Annotated in this window: 12 protein-coding genes and 1 pseudogene; 11 read left to right on the forward strand and 2 right to left on the reverse strand. The window is 65.0% G+C overall.

Annotation, left to right across the window (positions count from 1 at the left end):
- Window positions 1–9 precede the first annotated feature (9 nt).
- Genes ACTIEZ_RS07035 through ACTIEZ_RS07060 form a run of 6 tightly spaced genes read left to right on the forward strand, consistent with a single transcriptional unit; the run spans window position 10 to window position 6,577 of the window.
- On the forward strand, window positions 10–435 hold the full coding sequence (locus tag ACTIEZ_RS07035; RefSeq protein WP_439545950.1) for a type II toxin-antitoxin system VapC family toxin: 426 nt from the start codon (window positions 10–12) through the stop codon (window positions 433–435).
- Window positions 428–1,432 carry a ligase-associated DNA damage response exonuclease gene (locus tag ACTIEZ_RS07040; protein ID WP_439545951.1) on the forward strand — a complete coding sequence of 335 codons (1,005 nt, stop codon included), beginning with the start codon at window positions 428–430 and terminating at the stop codon, window positions 1,430–1,432. Before ACTIEZ_RS07035 ends, ACTIEZ_RS07040 begins: the two co-directional genes overlap by 8 nt.
- A 32-nt stretch (window positions 1,433–1,464) precedes the next feature.
- On the forward strand, window positions 1,465–2,487 hold the full coding sequence (locus ACTIEZ_RS07045; RefSeq protein WP_439545952.1) for a quinone-dependent dihydroorotate dehydrogenase: 1,023 nt from the start codon (window positions 1,465–1,467) through the stop codon (window positions 2,485–2,487).
- Window positions 2,484–2,888, forward strand: coding sequence for a GNAT family acetyltransferase (locus ACTIEZ_RS07050; protein WP_439545953.1), 405 nt, complete (start codon window positions 2,484–2,486; stop codon window positions 2,886–2,888). The genes ACTIEZ_RS07045 and ACTIEZ_RS07050 overlap by 4 nt, the downstream gene beginning before the upstream one ends.
- 58 nt (window positions 2,889–2,946) lie before the next feature.
- Window positions 2,947–4,680 carry a gamma-glutamyltransferase gene (gene ggt, locus ACTIEZ_RS07055; protein WP_439545954.1) on the forward strand — a complete coding sequence of 578 codons (1,734 nt, stop codon included), beginning with the start codon at window positions 2,947–2,949 and terminating at the stop codon, window positions 4,678–4,680.
- A 43-nt stretch (window positions 4,681–4,723) separates the two neighbouring features.
- Window positions 4,724–6,577, forward strand: coding sequence for an AMP-dependent synthetase/ligase (locus ACTIEZ_RS07060; RefSeq protein ID WP_439545955.1), 1,854 nt, complete (start codon window positions 4,724–4,726; stop codon window positions 6,575–6,577).
- A 30-nt stretch (window positions 6,578–6,607) separates the two neighbouring features.
- On the opposite strand, the gene ACTIEZ_RS07065 is transcribed toward ACTIEZ_RS07060, so the two are convergent.
- Both ACTIEZ_RS07065 and ACTIEZ_RS07070 read right to left on the reverse strand, forming a co-directional pair.
- The gene (locus tag ACTIEZ_RS07065) at window positions 6,608–8,530 is read right to left on the reverse strand and encodes a transglycosylase domain-containing protein (protein WP_439545956.1); all 1,923 of its coding nucleotides are present in this window, start codon (window positions 8,528–8,530) and stop codon (window positions 6,608–6,610) included.
- Between the two features lie 53 nt (window positions 8,531–8,583).
- Window positions 8,584–10,176 carry a peptide chain release factor 3 gene (locus ACTIEZ_RS07070; protein ID WP_439545967.1) on the reverse strand — a complete coding sequence of 531 codons (1,593 nt, stop codon included), beginning with the start codon at window positions 10,174–10,176 and terminating at the stop codon, window positions 8,584–8,586.
- 214 nt (window positions 10,177–10,390) lie between these two features.
- On the opposite strand from ACTIEZ_RS07070, the gene ACTIEZ_RS07075 reads away from it, so the two are divergent.
- From ACTIEZ_RS07075 to ACTIEZ_RS07095, 5 genes and pseudogenes are all read left to right on the forward strand, one after another.
- On the forward strand, window positions 10,391–11,440 hold the full coding sequence (locus tag ACTIEZ_RS07075) for a D-alanyl-D-alanine carboxypeptidase family protein (RefSeq protein WP_439545957.1): 1,050 nt from the start codon (window positions 10,391–10,393) through the stop codon (window positions 11,438–11,440).
- A gap of 5 nt (window positions 11,441–11,445) precedes the next feature.
- Window positions 11,446–11,832 (forward strand): RidA family protein, encoded by a 387-nt coding sequence (locus tag ACTIEZ_RS07080; protein ID WP_439545958.1) that lies wholly within the window; start codon window positions 11,446–11,448, stop codon window positions 11,830–11,832.
- On the forward strand, window positions 11,829–12,002 hold the full coding sequence (locus ACTIEZ_RS07085; protein ID WP_439545959.1) for a hypothetical protein: 174 nt from the start codon (window positions 11,829–11,831) through the stop codon (window positions 12,000–12,002). Before ACTIEZ_RS07080 ends, ACTIEZ_RS07085 begins: the two co-directional genes overlap by 4 nt.
- A 31-nt stretch (window positions 12,003–12,033) precedes the next feature.
- Window positions 12,034–13,947, forward strand: a complete 1,914-nt coding sequence (locus ACTIEZ_RS07090; protein WP_439545960.1) for an alkyl/aryl-sulfatase — start codon at window positions 12,034–12,036, stop codon at window positions 13,945–13,947.
- Between the two features lie 208 nt (window positions 13,948–14,155).
- A pseudogene (locus ACTIEZ_RS07095) lies at window positions 14,156–14,627 on the forward strand (IS630 transposase-related protein); the annotation flags it as partial.
- Window positions 14,628–14,719 lie beyond the last annotated feature (92 nt).

Consider the following 14,719-nt stretch of genomic DNA (forward strand, 5'->3'; position numbering starts at 1 on the left):
CCGGCTTTGGTGTCGCGTTGGCTGCTCGATACCAACATCATTTCCGAATTGATGCGGGTGCCCTGCAACGAAAACGTGGCCCGCTGGATCGATCGGCAGCGCAGTGACAATCTGTTCAACAACGCCGTGACAGTGATGGAAATCCGGCAAGGTCTGGCGGCCTTGCCGTTTGGCCAGCGACGCAACGGTCTTGAAACGCGCTTTGCGACCTTGCTGGCTGAACGCTTTGTCGGACGGGTCCTGCCGTTTGATCACGCAGCAGCCGAGCGCGCCGCGCTGCTGTCCGCACAGCGGCGAGCGATCGGCCGACCGGTCGATTTTCGCGACACCATGATCGCCGGCATCGCCCTGGCCAACCGCATCGGCATCGTCACTCGCAACACGGCCGATTTTCGTGGTCTGGATGTCGCCGTGGTGGACCCGTTCGATGGCTGATCCCATCTGGATCCAGCCGCTGCCGGCCGGGCTCTATCTGCCCGGTATCGATGCCTGGATCGATCCATCCCGCGGCGTCAATCGCGCCATCATCACCCATGGCCATGCCGATCATGCCCGCGCCGGGCATGGCAAGGTGCTGGCCACCGACGAGACGCTCAGCATCATTGCGCTGCGCTTTGGCCCGCAGCCGGGCGGGCAGGCGCTGGCCTATGGCGAGCGCATCGAACTGGGCGATGGCATTTCAATGCAGCTGCTGCCGGCCGGTCATGTGATGGGATCGGCGCAGGTGGTGCTGGAACGGGGCGGCACGCGCATCATCGTGTCCGGCGACTACAAGCGCCGCGCCGACCCGACATGCGCACCGTTTGAGGCGCTGCCCTGCGACATCTTCATCACCGAAGCCACGTTCGGTCTGCCGGTCTTTCGTCATCCCGACACTGCCGATGAGATAGAAAAACTTCTGGCTGCGCTGGCCGCCAATCCTGATCGCTGCGTGGCGGTGGGTGCCTACGCGCTGGGCAAGGCGCAGCGGGTGATCGCCGAGCTGCGCCGCGCCGGCCATGATGCACCCATCTATCTGCACGGCGCGATGGTGGCGCTGTGCAATCTCTATCAGGCGCATGGCATCGCATTGGGTGATCTGCGGCCCGTCGGCACGTTGAAGGGCGATGCGCTGAAAGGCCATATCATCATCGCGCCGCCATCCGCGTTGGCCGATCATTGGAGCCGGCGCCTGCCCGATCCGATCACGGCAATGGCGTCGGGCTGGATGCGCGTGCGCCAGCGCGCCGTGCAGCGCGGCATCGAATTGCCGCTGGTGATTTCCGACCATGCCGACTGGCAGGAGCTGACCGATACCATCACCGAACTGAACCCACAAGAAGTCTGGGTAACCCACGGCCGCGAGGAGGCGCTGGTGCATTGGTGCGCGCTGCACCAGCGCAAGGCGCGCGCGCTGGCGCTGGTCGGGCGTGAGGAGGAGGATGGGGATTGAACAGCGGCACCCGGCCTGCCATGCGCAACCCCATGTTCGCTGTCGTCCGCCCGCTGCTGTTCGCGCTCGATCCCGAGGCTGCGCACAATCTGACCATGGCAGCGCTGAAGACCGGCCTGGCGCCGGCCGCACCGGCCGATGATCCCGTTCTCGCCACGCAATTTGCCGGCCTGGCGCTGCCCAACCCGATCGGCCTGGCCGCCGGCTTCGACAAGGATGCCGAAGTGCCGGACGCGATGCTGAAGCTGGGCTTCGGCTTTGTGGAGTGCGGCAGCGTCTGCCCGCGGCCGCAGCCGGGCAATCCGAAGCCGCGACTGTTCCGGCTGGTGGAAGACGCCGCCGTCATCAACCGCTTTGGCTTCAACTCGAAGGGCGTGGAATTTGCCCATGCCCGCCTGAGCGCCCGTCGCGGCAGGCCCGGCGTCGTCGGCATCAATCTGGGCGCCAACAAGGATAGTGCGGACCGCGCCGATGATTATGCGGTCGGCCTGCGCGCGCTGGCGCCGCTGGCATCCTATGTCACCATCAACATCTCCTCGCCCAACACGCCGGGCCTGCGCGCCTTGCAGGATGGCGCGGCATTGGCAGATCTGATTGCACGCGTGATGGCGGCACGCGGAAAACTGGAAGTCCCAGTATTTGTGAAGGTCGCGCCCGATCAGGGCGAGGATGATTGGGCGACCATTTCGCGGGCCTGCATCGATGGCGGCGTCGACGGCCTGATCGTCTCCAACACCACACTGGCGCGGCCGGCCCTGGCCAGTGCCCATGCCGGCGAAGCAGGCGGCCTGTCTGGCGCGCCGCTGAAACCGCTCGCGATGGCGGCGCTGCAACGGTTCCGCAACGAAACCGGTGGGCAGTTGCCGTTGATCGCTGTCGGCGGGATCGCATCGGGGCAGGACGCCTATGATCGCATCCGTGCCGGGGCCAGCGCGGTTCAGCTCTATTCAGCGCTCGTCTATCACGGGCCGGGGCAGGTGACGCGCATCAAGGCCGAGCTGGCGGCCCTGCTGCGTCGCGAGGGCTTTGCCAGCGTGATGGAGGCCGTAGGGTGATCGCCCCGCTGCCAGTCGAAGCCATCCCGGCAGCCGTCGGGCTGTGGGAAGCTGCCGGACTGACCCGACCTTGGAATGACCCATTAGCCGATGCGCGCCGCGCCCTGGCCGGGCCAGCCTCCACCGTCCTTGCCGCTTATGTTGGCGCGCGTCTCGCCGGCACGGTGATGGTCGGCCATGATGGCCATCGCGGCTGGGTCTATTATCTCGCGGTCGCTGATGATTGCCGCCGGGCCGGCCACGGCCGCGCGCTGATGGTTGCCGCCATGAACTGGCTGCGTGAGGCCGGTGCGCCCCGGCTCAATCTCATGGTGCGCAAGGACAATGATGCAGCGCTGGGCTTTTACCGCGCGCTGGGATTCCGCGTGTCGGATGTTCGCGTGTTGCAGCATGATCTGTGACTGGACCAGCGGTTTAGCCACTTTTCAGGCACGCAAATCGGCTTAAGGTGCCAGCATCATGATCCGCTCTGCTCTTCTCGCCATTTCCCTGCTCGCCACCGCCGCCGTGGCGCAGCCCATCCCGAAAGACGCCGACTCCGGCCCCGTACAGGCGGCGGCTGGTGCCGGCGCCGGGCCGTTCAAGGCGGTGGTCTCGGCCGCCAACCCGCTGGCCAGCGAAGCCGGCCTGTCCATCTTGAAACAGGGCGGCAGCGCCGCCGATGCGGCCATTGCCACCATGCTGGCGCTGACCGTGGTCGAACCGCAATCCAGCGGCATCGGCGGCGGCGGTTTCATGGTCTATCAGCCGGCCAAGGGCGCGCTGGGCACCATCGATGGCCGCGAAAAGGCGCCCGGGGTCGCCAGCCCACGCCAGTTCCTGGATGATGCCGGCAAGCCGCTGCCGTTCATGAAAGCCGCCACCGGCGGGCGCAGCGTCGGCGTGCCGGGCAATGTCGCGCTGGCGGCCGAAGCCCACAAGCGCTGGGGCAAGCTGCCCTGGGCCAAATTATTTGAACCAGCGATCCGCCTGGCCGAAGGCTTCACCATTTCGCCGACGATGGCGCGGTTCATCGCGTTCGGGCAGGACAGTCTGAAACAGGCCGGGCCGGAAGGCCGCGCACTATATTATGATCAGGATGGCGCGCCGCTGAAGGCGGGCACGATGTTCCGCAACGACAGGCTCGCCGCCACGTTGCGCACCATCGCCGCGCAGGGGCCGGACGCCTTCTACAAGGGCGAAATCGCGCAAGCCATCGTCAAGACCGTCACCACCGCCGACGCCAACCCGACCGCGATGACGTTGGCCGATCTGGCCGCCTATCAAGCGAAAGTGCGGGAGCCGGTGTGCGGCAAGTACCGCCAATACAAGGTGTGCGGCATGGGCCCGCCTTCGTCCGGTGGGGTCGGCGTGCTGGCCATGCTCAAGCAGATCGAACGCTTTGATATGGCCGGGCTGGGCAAGGACAATCCGGTGGCCTGGCATCTGTTCGGCGAAAGCCAACGCCTCGCCTATGCCGATCGCGAAAAATGGATTGCCGATCCGGGCTTTGTCAGCGTGCCAACCAAGGGCCTGGCCGATCCGGCCTATCTGGCGTCTCGCTCTGCGCTGATCAGCGCCGGTGGCCGCATTGCCAAGGCTACTGCCGGCATGCCGGCCGGCGCGCCTGCGGCACGTGTGACCGCCAAGGACAATGAAGTGGCCGGCACCACCAATTTCGCCGTGGCCGACAGCGCGGGGAATATCACCACCTGGACATCGACGGTGGAAAAGACCTTCGGCTCCGGCCTGGTGTCCGGCGGCTTCGTGCTCAACAATGAGCTGACCGATTTCAATTTCGCGCCGGAGGATCAGGGCGCACTGACCGCCAACCATGTCCAGCCCGGCAAGCGGCCTCGCTCGGCGATGTCGCCCACCATCGTCTATGACGCCAAGGGTCAGCCGATCCTGGCCATCGGCGCGGCTGGCGGGGTCACCATCGTCGCCCAGGTGACCAAGGCCATCATCGGCGTGCTGGACTGGGGCCTGCCCGTCGAACAGGCGATCGCGCTGCCGCAGTTGATCGCCATAGGCGACCGTTTTGCGGTGGAGACGGGCACATTTCTGGAAGGGATGATCCCCGCCTTCACCGCCATGGGCCATCAGCCGGTGGCCACTGCGCTGCCATTGAAATTGAACGGTGTGCAGCGCGTGGCGGGCGGCTGGCGCGGCGGTGCCGATGCGCGCGGCGAAGGCCGGCCGGCGGGATACTGACACCACACGGTAGGCGTGATAAACGCCACGCGGGGAGAGATTGATGTTGCCGAAACTGCCGCCGCTGCGGCCCGCCGCCATTGCAGACCGCATCGACAAGACGCCCAATCTGGTGGCGATGTTTCTCGATCGGGCTGATGAACAGCCGTCGCTGCCGTTCCTGACCGCCAAGATTGCCGGCGAATGGCGTGCCATTCGTTGGGGCGAAGCGCGGGACATCGTGGCCAGCCTGTCTGCCGCGCTGATCGCCGCTGGCATCAAACGCGGCGACCGTGTGTGCATCGTGTCGGAAAATCGCCCGGAATGGTGCATGGCCGATCTGGCGATCATGGCCGCCGGCGCCATCAGCGTGCCAGCCTACACCACCAACACCGAAGCCGATCACACCCATATCCTGACCAACAGCGGCGCCCGCGCCGTGGTGGTTTCCGGGCCCAAGCTGGCCAAGAATCTGCTGCCGGCGATGCTGGCGACCGATGCGTGCCGCATCGTCATCACCATGGAGCCGCTGGCCGACGTGCAGGGCCTGACCATCCATGAGTGGGGCAAGCTGATCGCAGCACGCAGTGCGATGCTGGACGAAGATCGCGCCGGCGTGCGCGCGCGCGCCACCATGACCCGCGAAGATCTGGCCTGCCTGATCTACACCAGCGGGACCGGCGGTGCGCCGCGCGGGGTGCGCCAGCATCATGGCGCGATCATGCGCAATATTTCCGGCGCCATCACCGTGATCGAACAGGACTTCCCCGATCCACCGGCCGAAGCCAAGGGCGAGATTTTCCTGTCCTTCCTGCCGCTCAGCCACGCCTACGAACATACCGCCGGCCAATATATGCCGATGGGGATGGGCGGGCAGATCGTCTATGCCGAGGGCCTCGAGAAACTGGCCAGCAACATCGAGGAAGCCAAGCCGACCTTCATGGTGGTGGTGCCGCGCCTGTTCGAAGTGCTGCGCATGCGCATCGCCAAGCAGATCGAGAAACAGGGCGGCATGGCGATCACCCTGCTCAATCAGGCGCTGAGCATCGCGCGCAAGGAAGCCAAGGGCGAGGCGCTGAACCTTGCGGAAAAGCTGATTGATCAGGCGCTGGAGCGCACGATCCGCAAATCGATCCGTGCCAAGTTCGGTGGGCGCCTGCGCGGCATGGTGGCGGGCGGTGCGCCGCTCAATCCGGAGGTCGGCATTTTCTTCACCGCCATCGGTATCCCCATCCTGCAAGGCTATGGCCAGACCGAGGCCGGCCCAGTGATCAGCTGCAACCGCCCGCGCGCCCGGCTGAAGATGCACACGGTCGGCCCGCCGCTGACCGGCGTCGAGGTCAAGATCGCCGCCGATGGCGAAATCCTGGTGCGCGGCGAACTGGTGATGGACGGTTATTGGATGAACGATGCCGAAAGCCACAAGGCGCTGAAAGACGGCTGGCTCTACACCGGCGACATCGGCCATCTCGACAAGGATGGCCATCTGGTGATCACCGATCGCAAGAAGGATATCATCATCAACGACAAGGGCGACAATGTTGCCCCCCAACGCGTCGAAGGCATGATGACCCTGCAGGACGAGATTGCCCAGGCCATGGTCCAGGGTGACAAGCGACCCTATCTGGTGGGCGTGATCGTGCCGGAAACCGAATGGGCGCTGGGCTTTGCGCGTGACAAGGGGCTGCCCGCCGACCTGCACAAATTGCGCGATGAACCTGAATTCGTGCGCGCGATGCAGGCCGCGGTGGACCGCGTCAATCAGCGGTTGAGCGTGATCGAGAAGGTGCGGCGGGTGATCATCGCCGACGAACCGTTCACCACCGACAATCAACAGCTGACGCCGTCACTCAAGATCCGCCGCCATGTGCTACGCCAGGTTTATGGTGATCGGCTGGACCGGCTTTACAAGGATTGAGACGGGGATTGAGACGGGGATTGAGACGGGTTACTGCGGCGGCGCAGTGACCGGCACCGGCGGCGGCTCTGATGGCACGTCGGCGCTGGGAATTTCGGATGGTGGCTGCCTGGGCGTGCCGTCCAGATTGAGCGCCATGCCCTCCAGATCCAGCGCCAGCGCGTCCACATCGACTTCAACAGGCGCGACCTCAGGCTCGCGCTGCAACCGGCCTTCGGCTTGCAGCGCGGCCGTCATGAAGCCTTTCCAGAGCCGGGCCGGCAAACCGCCGCCCACCAGGCTGGCGGCCATCGGCGAATTATCGTCATTGCCCACCCACACGCCAACCACCAGATCGCCGGCAAAGCCGATGAACAGCGCGTCGCGGTGGTTCTGCGTTGTGCCGGTCTTGCCCCAGGTCGGCATCGGCAGCCGCGCCGCATTGCCGGTGCCATTGCGCACGGCTGATTCCAGCAGTTTCAGCATGTCGGCGCGCACCGGCCAACTGTCCTTGGTGGCGTCTGGCGGCGCGATCTTTTCGGGCCAGGGGTCGGCGCGCCACAGGCCGGTGGCCCGCACCGGATATTTGCCGCCGGCTACCGCCGCGAACGCCCGCGTCATGTCGATCAGCGGGATCGGCGTGGTGCCGAGCGCCATCGCCGGATAGATGCTGACGCCGCCGGTGATGCCCAATTTCTTCACCTGGGCAGCCACCGCCGGGATGCCGACCTGCTGCGCCAGCTTCACCGCCACGATGTTGGAACTGGCAGCAAACGCCGTGGCAATGCTGATCGGGCCGCGGAAGCGCAGATCGTCATTCTTCGGCGCATAGCAGGCGCCGGGCTGCTGGCCCGGTTCGCAAAGCTCGATCGCTTCATCCACGATCGTGTCGCCGGGCTTCACACCCGCCTCCAGTGCCGCCAGATAAACAAATAATTTGAACGAGCTGCCCGGCTGACGCTGGGCCTGGCTGGCGCGGTTGAAACTGCTCAGCCGGTAATCCACCCCGCCGACCATCGCCACCACCCGGCCATCCAGCCGCATCGCCACCAGCGCCGCCTGCCCCACATTCAGGCCGCGGGCCCGCGCCAGGCCGTCGGTGATGATGTCTTCGGCGATGCGCTGCAATTTCGGATCGAGTGTGGTTCTGACGACGGTCTCGCCATAATCGGCTTCGTTGGCGTCGCGCGCCTGTTCCAGCACCCAATCGGCGAAATAGCTGCCGGTGGGCAGATTCTCGCGGCCAGGCCGATAATCGGCCGGGGGGGCGGCCTTGGCCTGTGCCGCGGTAATGGCGCCGGTTTCGACCATCGCCGCCAACACCTGCGCAGCCCGCGCCCGCGCCCGGTCCAGATGGCGCGACGGCGCCAACCGCGATGGCGCCTGCATCAGGCCCGCCAGCATCGCCGCCTCGCTCAGTGCCAGTTGCTCGGGCGCCTTGTCGAAATAGGTGCGCGCCGCTGCGCGAATGCCATAGGCGCCATCACCGAAATAAACCGAGCTGAGGTAATTCTGCAGGATCTCGTCCTTGCTGAGCCGTGCCTCGAGATAGAGCGCGATGATGATCTCCTGCAGCTTGCGCTTGATGCTGCGCTCGGGTGTCAGGAAACTCGTCTTGGCCAGTTGCTGGGTGATGGTCGATCCGCCCTGCCGCACGCCGCCGGCCTGGGCGTTGGTGACCAACGCCCGCATGATGCCCACCGGATCAACGCCGAAATGATCATGAAACCGCCGATCCTCGATGGCGATCAGGGCGGCGGGCACATAGGCCGGCAGGCTGGCGATCGCCACCGGCTCTTCCTTGTAATCCCCGCGCCGGGCGATCGGCTTGCCGGTCATGTCGGTGATCACCAGGCTGGGTTGCTGCAGCGGCTCCAGTGCGCGGCCGAGCGGCGCTGTCGCCACCAGCCAGGCCAGCAACGCCGCGAACAGCGCGATGATGGCGACAACAAACCACCAGCGAAATGGCTTCACCCGCCCCCAAACGCTTCCCCAGAGACTCCTGGCGCTTGCGGGCAGGCTCGCCATCAGGCGCGTTCCCTTGTGGCGGAAAAGCGGATGGCCGGGTAGCGGCCGATGACGAAGTTCAGATCCCAGGTGTCGCGCGCCATGAACACCGGGGCACCATCACGGTCTTCGGCCATGGCGCTGCGATGCTCCTCCATGAAGCTCTTCACATCGGCCGGGGTGCCGCTGATCCAGCGCGCGGTATCGTACGGGCTGGCTTCGAAACTGGCGGCGACGCGATATTCCGCCTCCAGCCGGCTGATCAGCACTTCCAGTTGCAACTGCCCGACCACGCCGACAATCCACTGGCTGCCGATTGCCGGCTTGAACAATTGCGTCACGCCTTCTTCAGCCATGTCGGTGAGCGCGGTTTTCAACTGTTTCGATTTGGTGGGATCATCCAGCCGCACGCGCCGCAAGATTTCCGGGGCGAAATTGGGGATGCCGGTGAAGGTGACATCGTCGCGTTCCACCAGGCTGTCACCCACCCGCAGCACGCCATGGTTGGGGATGCCGATGATGTCGCCGGGAAACGCCTCGTCGGCGATTTCGCGATCCTGCGCGAAGAAGAAGATCGGCGAGTTGATGGCGATCATCTTGCCGGTGGCCATCTGTTTCAGCTTCATGCCGCGCCGGAACCGCCCGCTGGCCAGCCGCAGGAAGGCGATGCGATCGCGATGCTGCGGGTTCATGTTGGCCTGCACCTTGAAAACAAAGCCCGACACCTGCGCACCCATCGGATCGACGGCCGCCGGCAACGCCGGTTGCGGGCGGGGGGACGGCGCCAGCGTGGCCAGTGCGTCGATCAGATCGACAACCCCGAAATCCTTCAGCGCCGAGCCAAAGATCACCGGCGTCAGCGCGCCGGCGCGATATTGTTCGATATCCAGTGACGCATAGCCGCCTTCGGCCAGTTCGGCCTGTTCACGCAGCCGCCCCGCCATCGGCCCGGCCAACGCGTCGATGCGCGGATCATCGAGGCCATCGACCTGCACCACATCGCCGGCCAATCGGCTGTCGCTGCCGTCGGGCTTGTGAAAACGCTGCTTTTTCAGGTCATACAGCCCGGTGAACTCGCCGCCCATGCCGGCCGGCCAGTTCAGCGGCGCCACTTCCAGCGCCAGCATATCGGCAATTTCATCCAGCAGATCAAACGGGTCGCGGCCTTCGCGATCGACCTTGTTGATGAAGGTGATGATCGGCACGTCGCGCAATCGGCAGACTTCGAACAATTTGCGGGTCTGCGCTTCGATACCCTTGGCCGCATCGATCACCATCACCGCGGAATCGACCGCGGTCAGCGTACGATATGTGTCTTCGGAAAAATCCTCGTGGCCGGGCGTATCGAGCAGATTGAAGGTGATGCCGGCACGTTCGAAGGTCATCACGCTGGAGGTGACCGAGATGCCGCGCGCCTGCTCGATCTTCATCCAGTCCGATCGGGCGCGCCGGTTCTGGCCGCGGGCGCGCACTTCACCGGCCGCATGAATGGCGCCACCGAACAACAGCAATTTCTCGGTCAGCGTCGTCTTGCCGGCATCCGGGTGCGAAATGATCGCAAAGGTGCGGCGGCGCTCGACCGGGCTGAGCAGAGGGGAAAAGGGCGCGTTCATCAGGGGAGCGGCATCCAGAAATTGGGGCCAACGATAGGGGCGGCGCATGGCAGATGTGGCCACAAAGGGCAATGGGGCCGGCAATTTGCACTTCGATTGGCACAGTTTGACCGTGCGTTTGCTGCGCCAGGCCGCAGCCCGGGCAATCGCCCCTTTGCAGCGGCGCGACAATCAGGTTAGAGTTGATACTGGGGACGCAAAGGGAGCAAAACACTTGTCCATCAAGGCTCTGGCGCGAAGTCTTGCGATGCTGATGACGCTGATGGCGCCATCTGCCTTTGCAGCAAGCCTTTATACCGCACCGCGCTATGCTGCGATCCTGATCGATCATGGCACTGGCGAAATTCTTTATGCCCGCCGCGCCGACGAAACCCGCTATCCCGCCTCCATCACCAAGGTGATGACGCTCTATGTGGCGTTTGAAGAACTCGCCGCCGGACGGCTGCGGATGGATGACGATATCAAGATTTCCCGCCATGCCGCGAACCAGGCACCCTCCAAGATCGGCCTGCGCGTTGGCGCCACCATCAGCGTGCGCGATGCCATCGGCGTGATCGCCACCAAAAGCGCCAATGATATCGCCGTCGCCGTTGCCGAGCATATCAGCGGCAGTGAACGCGCATTTGGCACGCGGATGACGGCAACCGCCCGCCGACTGGGCATGATGAACACCGCGTTCTACAACGCGTCCGGGTTGCCGCATCCGGATCACACCACCACCGCCCGTGACATCGCGGTCCTGTCGCGCGCCATGCTGCGCGATTTTCCCGATCATTATCCGGTGTTCAGCCAGTCCCAGTATCGATATCGCGGCCAGGCCGTGGCCAACCACAATCACCTGCTGCGCACCATGCCCGGCGTGGATGGCATCAAGACTGGCTTCACCAACGCCGCCGGCTTCACGCTGTCGGCATCCGCGGTGCGCGATGGCCGCCGCCTGGTCGCGGTCGTGCTGGGCGGGCCAAGCCGGCTGGGCCGCGATAACAATGTCGAGGATCTGCTGAAAATCGGCTTCGATGTGCTGGATGCGCGCAGCCAGGGCCAGTTCATCACCGTGGCCAGCCGCTTTGCCGAGCCCGACGATCTGCCCGATGCGGTGATGGATGTGCTGGCCGGCGATGTGGCGGCGCTGGATGGCGCCGTGCAATTGCCGGTGCGCAATGTGCAACAGGTGGATGTGGCCAGGGCGATCAGCACGCTGGGTGAAACCGGCCTCGCGACATCCCAGCTTGCCGGCGGTATCGGCGCCCTGCCGCGCCGCTGACGCCGATGACCATCACCCGCATCGCCTCCGGCGCCCCCTGGGAGGCCAAGGTCGGTTATTGCCGTGCCGTAGTGGCCGCGCCCTTCGTGTTCGTATCCGGCACGGTCGGCCGCAATCCCGACACCGGCGAACTGCCCGCCGACGTCGCAAGCCAGTGCGCCAACGCCCTCACCATCATCGGCCGCGCCCTGGCCCAGGCGGGCAGTGATTTCGCCCATGTCGTGCGCGTCACCTATTATCTGCCCGACCGGGCCGATTTTGAGCCGTGCTGGCCGCAACTGCGCGCGGCCTTTGGCGACAATCCGCCAGCCAGCACGGTGGTCTTCGCCGATCTGATCGATCCGGCGATGAAGATCGAGATCGAAGTGACGGCAATGTTGCGGGCGGGGTGACGGACAACACCCGCTTCGGGCGCAAGTTCACCTCGCGGGTAGTGCCACCCCCTGTTTCCGCAGCGGTGAACGAAGGCTTTGCCCATGGTCGGGTGCATCTGTTTGCCCAGGATGGCACGTTGATGGCCGCCACCAGCCAGAGCATGATCGTGCGCATTTTCGCAGGTTGAGGCCGCCGCCGTGCGGGCCTAACCTTTGGTCATGACACCGCATCTGATCGCCCTGCTGCTTGCAACAACGGCTCCGGCAGCAAGTCCGCAGGCGAAAGCCGACAATGAAGCGCTCGCCGCCACACTGAACTGGGCGGACGAGCAGGATTTCGATTTCGCCAGCCGCGGCTATCTGGGCAGCATCCCCGATGGCAAGATCCGCGATGCCGGCGGCACGGTGCTGCGCGATCTGGCTGACGAGGCGCAATTCACCGGCCCAGCGCCAGCCACGGTCAACCCCAGCCTGTGGCGCAATGCGGTGCTGGGCGCCAAACATGGCCTGTTCCAGGTGGCAGACGGCATCTGGCAGGTGCGCGGCCTCGATCTGGCCAACATGACCGTGATTCGTGGACAAACCGGCTGGATCATCGTCGACCCATTGACCGGCGCCGAAGCTGCCCGGGCTGCGCTGGCGCTGGTCACCGAAAAACTGGGCCAGCGCCCGGTTGTGGCGGTGATCTACACCCACAGCCATGTTGATCATTTCGGCGGCGTGTTGGGCGTGACCAGTGCGGCCGATGTTGCCGCCGGCAAGACGGCGATCATCGCGCCGGAGGGGTTTCTGGAACATGCGATCTCGGAAAATGTGATTGCAGGGCCGGCCATGCTGCGCCGCGCTGCCTATATGTTTGGCACCACCTTGCCGCGCGGGCCCACCGGCCATGTGTCCGCAGGGCTGTCGTCGCTCACCACGCCCGGCACCTATGGACTGATCCCGCCCACCGACAACATCACGCCGGGCAACGAACGCCGCATGATCGACGGGGTCGAGTTCGAATTCCAGCTCACCCCGAACACTGAAGCACCGGCGGAAATGAATTTCTATCTGCCGGCGTGGAAGGCGCTGTGCCTGGCGGAAAATGCCAATGCCTCGATGCACAATCTGCTCACCCCGCGCGGCGCACTGGTGCGCGATGCGAAGGGCTGGGCGGATTATCTGGTGGCGGCGCGCCGGCGCTGGGGCGGGGAAGCCGATGTACTGTTCACCAGCCATTTCTGGCCGCGCTGGGGCAAGGCGCCGATCAATGATTTTATGCTGCGTCATGCGCAGGCCTATGCCTTTGTGCACAACGAAAGCGTGCGGCTGATGAACCAAGGCCTCAATGCCGTGGAAATCGGCGAGGCGATCCAGTTGCCGGCGCCGCTGGCTCGTGCCTGGTTCAACCGGCCCAATTACGGCAGCCTGAAATTCAACGCGCGGGCGGTGTATCAGCGTTATCTGGGGGCGTTCGACGGCGATCCCGCCAGCCTCGATCCGTTGCCGCGCGCCGATCTGGCCGGGCGGCTGGTGGCGCAGATGGGCGGGCCGGCCAAGGTGCTCAGCGCCGGCCAGGCGGCAGCAGCCAAAGGCGATGATCGCTGGGCGGCCACCTTGTTGTCGCATCTGGTGCGCGCTGCGCCGGCGCATCCGGGGGCGAAATCGGCCTTGGCCGGCGTGTATCGGCAATTGGCGTATCGCGCCGAAACGGCGCCGTGGCGGGATTTCTACCTCACCGGCGCGCAGGAACTGGAACAGGGCATCAAGCCCGGCCCGGCCACCAATGCCGCCGGCATCGCTGCAAATCTGTCGGTGGCGATGCTGCTGGACAGCATGAGCGTGCGGGTGCTGCCGGAACGCGCCATCACGCCCATGACGATCGCCTTCGAAATCCCGGATACCAAGGAACGCCATCTGGTGACCGTGGGCAATGGCGTGATGCTGCATGAACAGGGTGCAGCCGATACCGCACAGGCGACGCTGATCATCCCGCGCCGGGCGTTGCTCGGCCTGGTCGGCGGTGCGGTGAAGGCCCCCGATCTGATCGCGGCGGGGCAGTTGCAGGTGAACGGGGACCCGGCAGTGCTGCAGCGCTTCATGGGACTGTTCCAGCCGCCAAAGGGGGATTTCCCGATCGTGGCGCCGTAAGCCTTTTCGGGTGGTCTGGGCGCGCTTGCGGACAGATTATTTTTTCGAATGAGAAAGACCTGCGGGTTCGCGGTATCCGGTTTTCAGTTCTCAGTGTTGCCACTTTTGACGCATTAGACTCGATTGCATGGTGACTGAATCGATTTGGGATTCCCAAGGTGACTGATTTCTGATTCACCCTGATTGCTGGGTTGGAGGTCAGCATCAGATGGCGAGGCCCTATTCGAACGATCTTCGAGAACGTGTTGTTGCAGCGGTTGCATCGGGCCGATCGTGCCGGGAGGTGGCGAGCCTGTTCGGTGTGAGCGTTGCCAGTGTCGTAAAGTGGTCGCAGCGGCACCGGGCGACGGGATCGGCGGCGGCGCGGCCGATGGGCGGGCATCGCAAGTCGGTGCTGGAGCCGCATCGTGCGTTCCTGATCGAGCGCCTTTCAGCGGTACCTGATTTGACAATGCCGGCGCTGGCGGCCGAGCTGGCCGCGCTTGGCGTGCTGGTTCACCCGGTCACGATCTGGCGGCTGGTGCGGTCTGAGGGACTGCGCTTCAAAAAAAACGCTGTTCGCCATCGAGCAGAACCGGCCGGCGATCGCGCGGCGAAGGGCGCAGTGGAAGAAGTATCAGGGCCGGCTTGATCCCCGCCGCCTGGTGTTCATCGACGAGACCTGGGCCAAGACGAACATGACCGGGACTGTCAGGATTTTCGTGTGCGGGCGGGCATAATGGGTAAAGAGGAGACTCCATATGTCCCGACGCAAAGAGCCTGCGATACCGAA

The organism is Sandarakinorhabdus sp. (assembly GCF_051860625.1).
GTDB lineage: Bacteria > Pseudomonadota > Alphaproteobacteria > Sphingomonadales > Sphingomonadaceae > Sandarakinorhabdus.

Bases quoted from the DNA above. Each gene is read 5' to 3' on its own strand.
- ACTIEZ_RS07040 (WP_439545951.1), top strand. From the start codon at position 428: ATGGCTGATCCCATCTGGATCCAGCCGCTGCCGGCCGGGCTCTATCTG.
- ACTIEZ_RS07045 (WP_439545952.1), top strand. From the start codon at position 1,465: ATGTTCGCTGTCGTCCGCCCGCTGCTGTTCGCGCTCGATCCCGAGGCT.
- ggt (WP_439545954.1), top strand. From the start codon at position 2,947: ATGATCCGCTCTGCTCTTCTCGCCATTTCCCTGCTCGCCACCGCCGCC.
- ACTIEZ_RS07060 (WP_439545955.1), top strand. From the start codon at position 4,724: ATGTTGCCGAAACTGCCGCCGCTGCGGCCCGCCGCCATTGCAGACCGC.
- ACTIEZ_RS07070 (WP_439545967.1), bottom strand. From the start codon at position 10,176: ATGAACGCGCCCTTTTCCCCTCTGCTCAGCCCGGTCGAGCGCCGCCGC.
- ACTIEZ_RS07080 (WP_439545958.1), top strand. From the start codon at position 11,446: ATGACCATCACCCGCATCGCCTCCGGCGCCCCCTGGGAGGCCAAGGTC.
- ACTIEZ_RS07090 (WP_439545960.1), top strand. From the start codon at position 12,034: ATGACACCGCATCTGATCGCCCTGCTGCTTGCAACAACGGCTCCGGCA.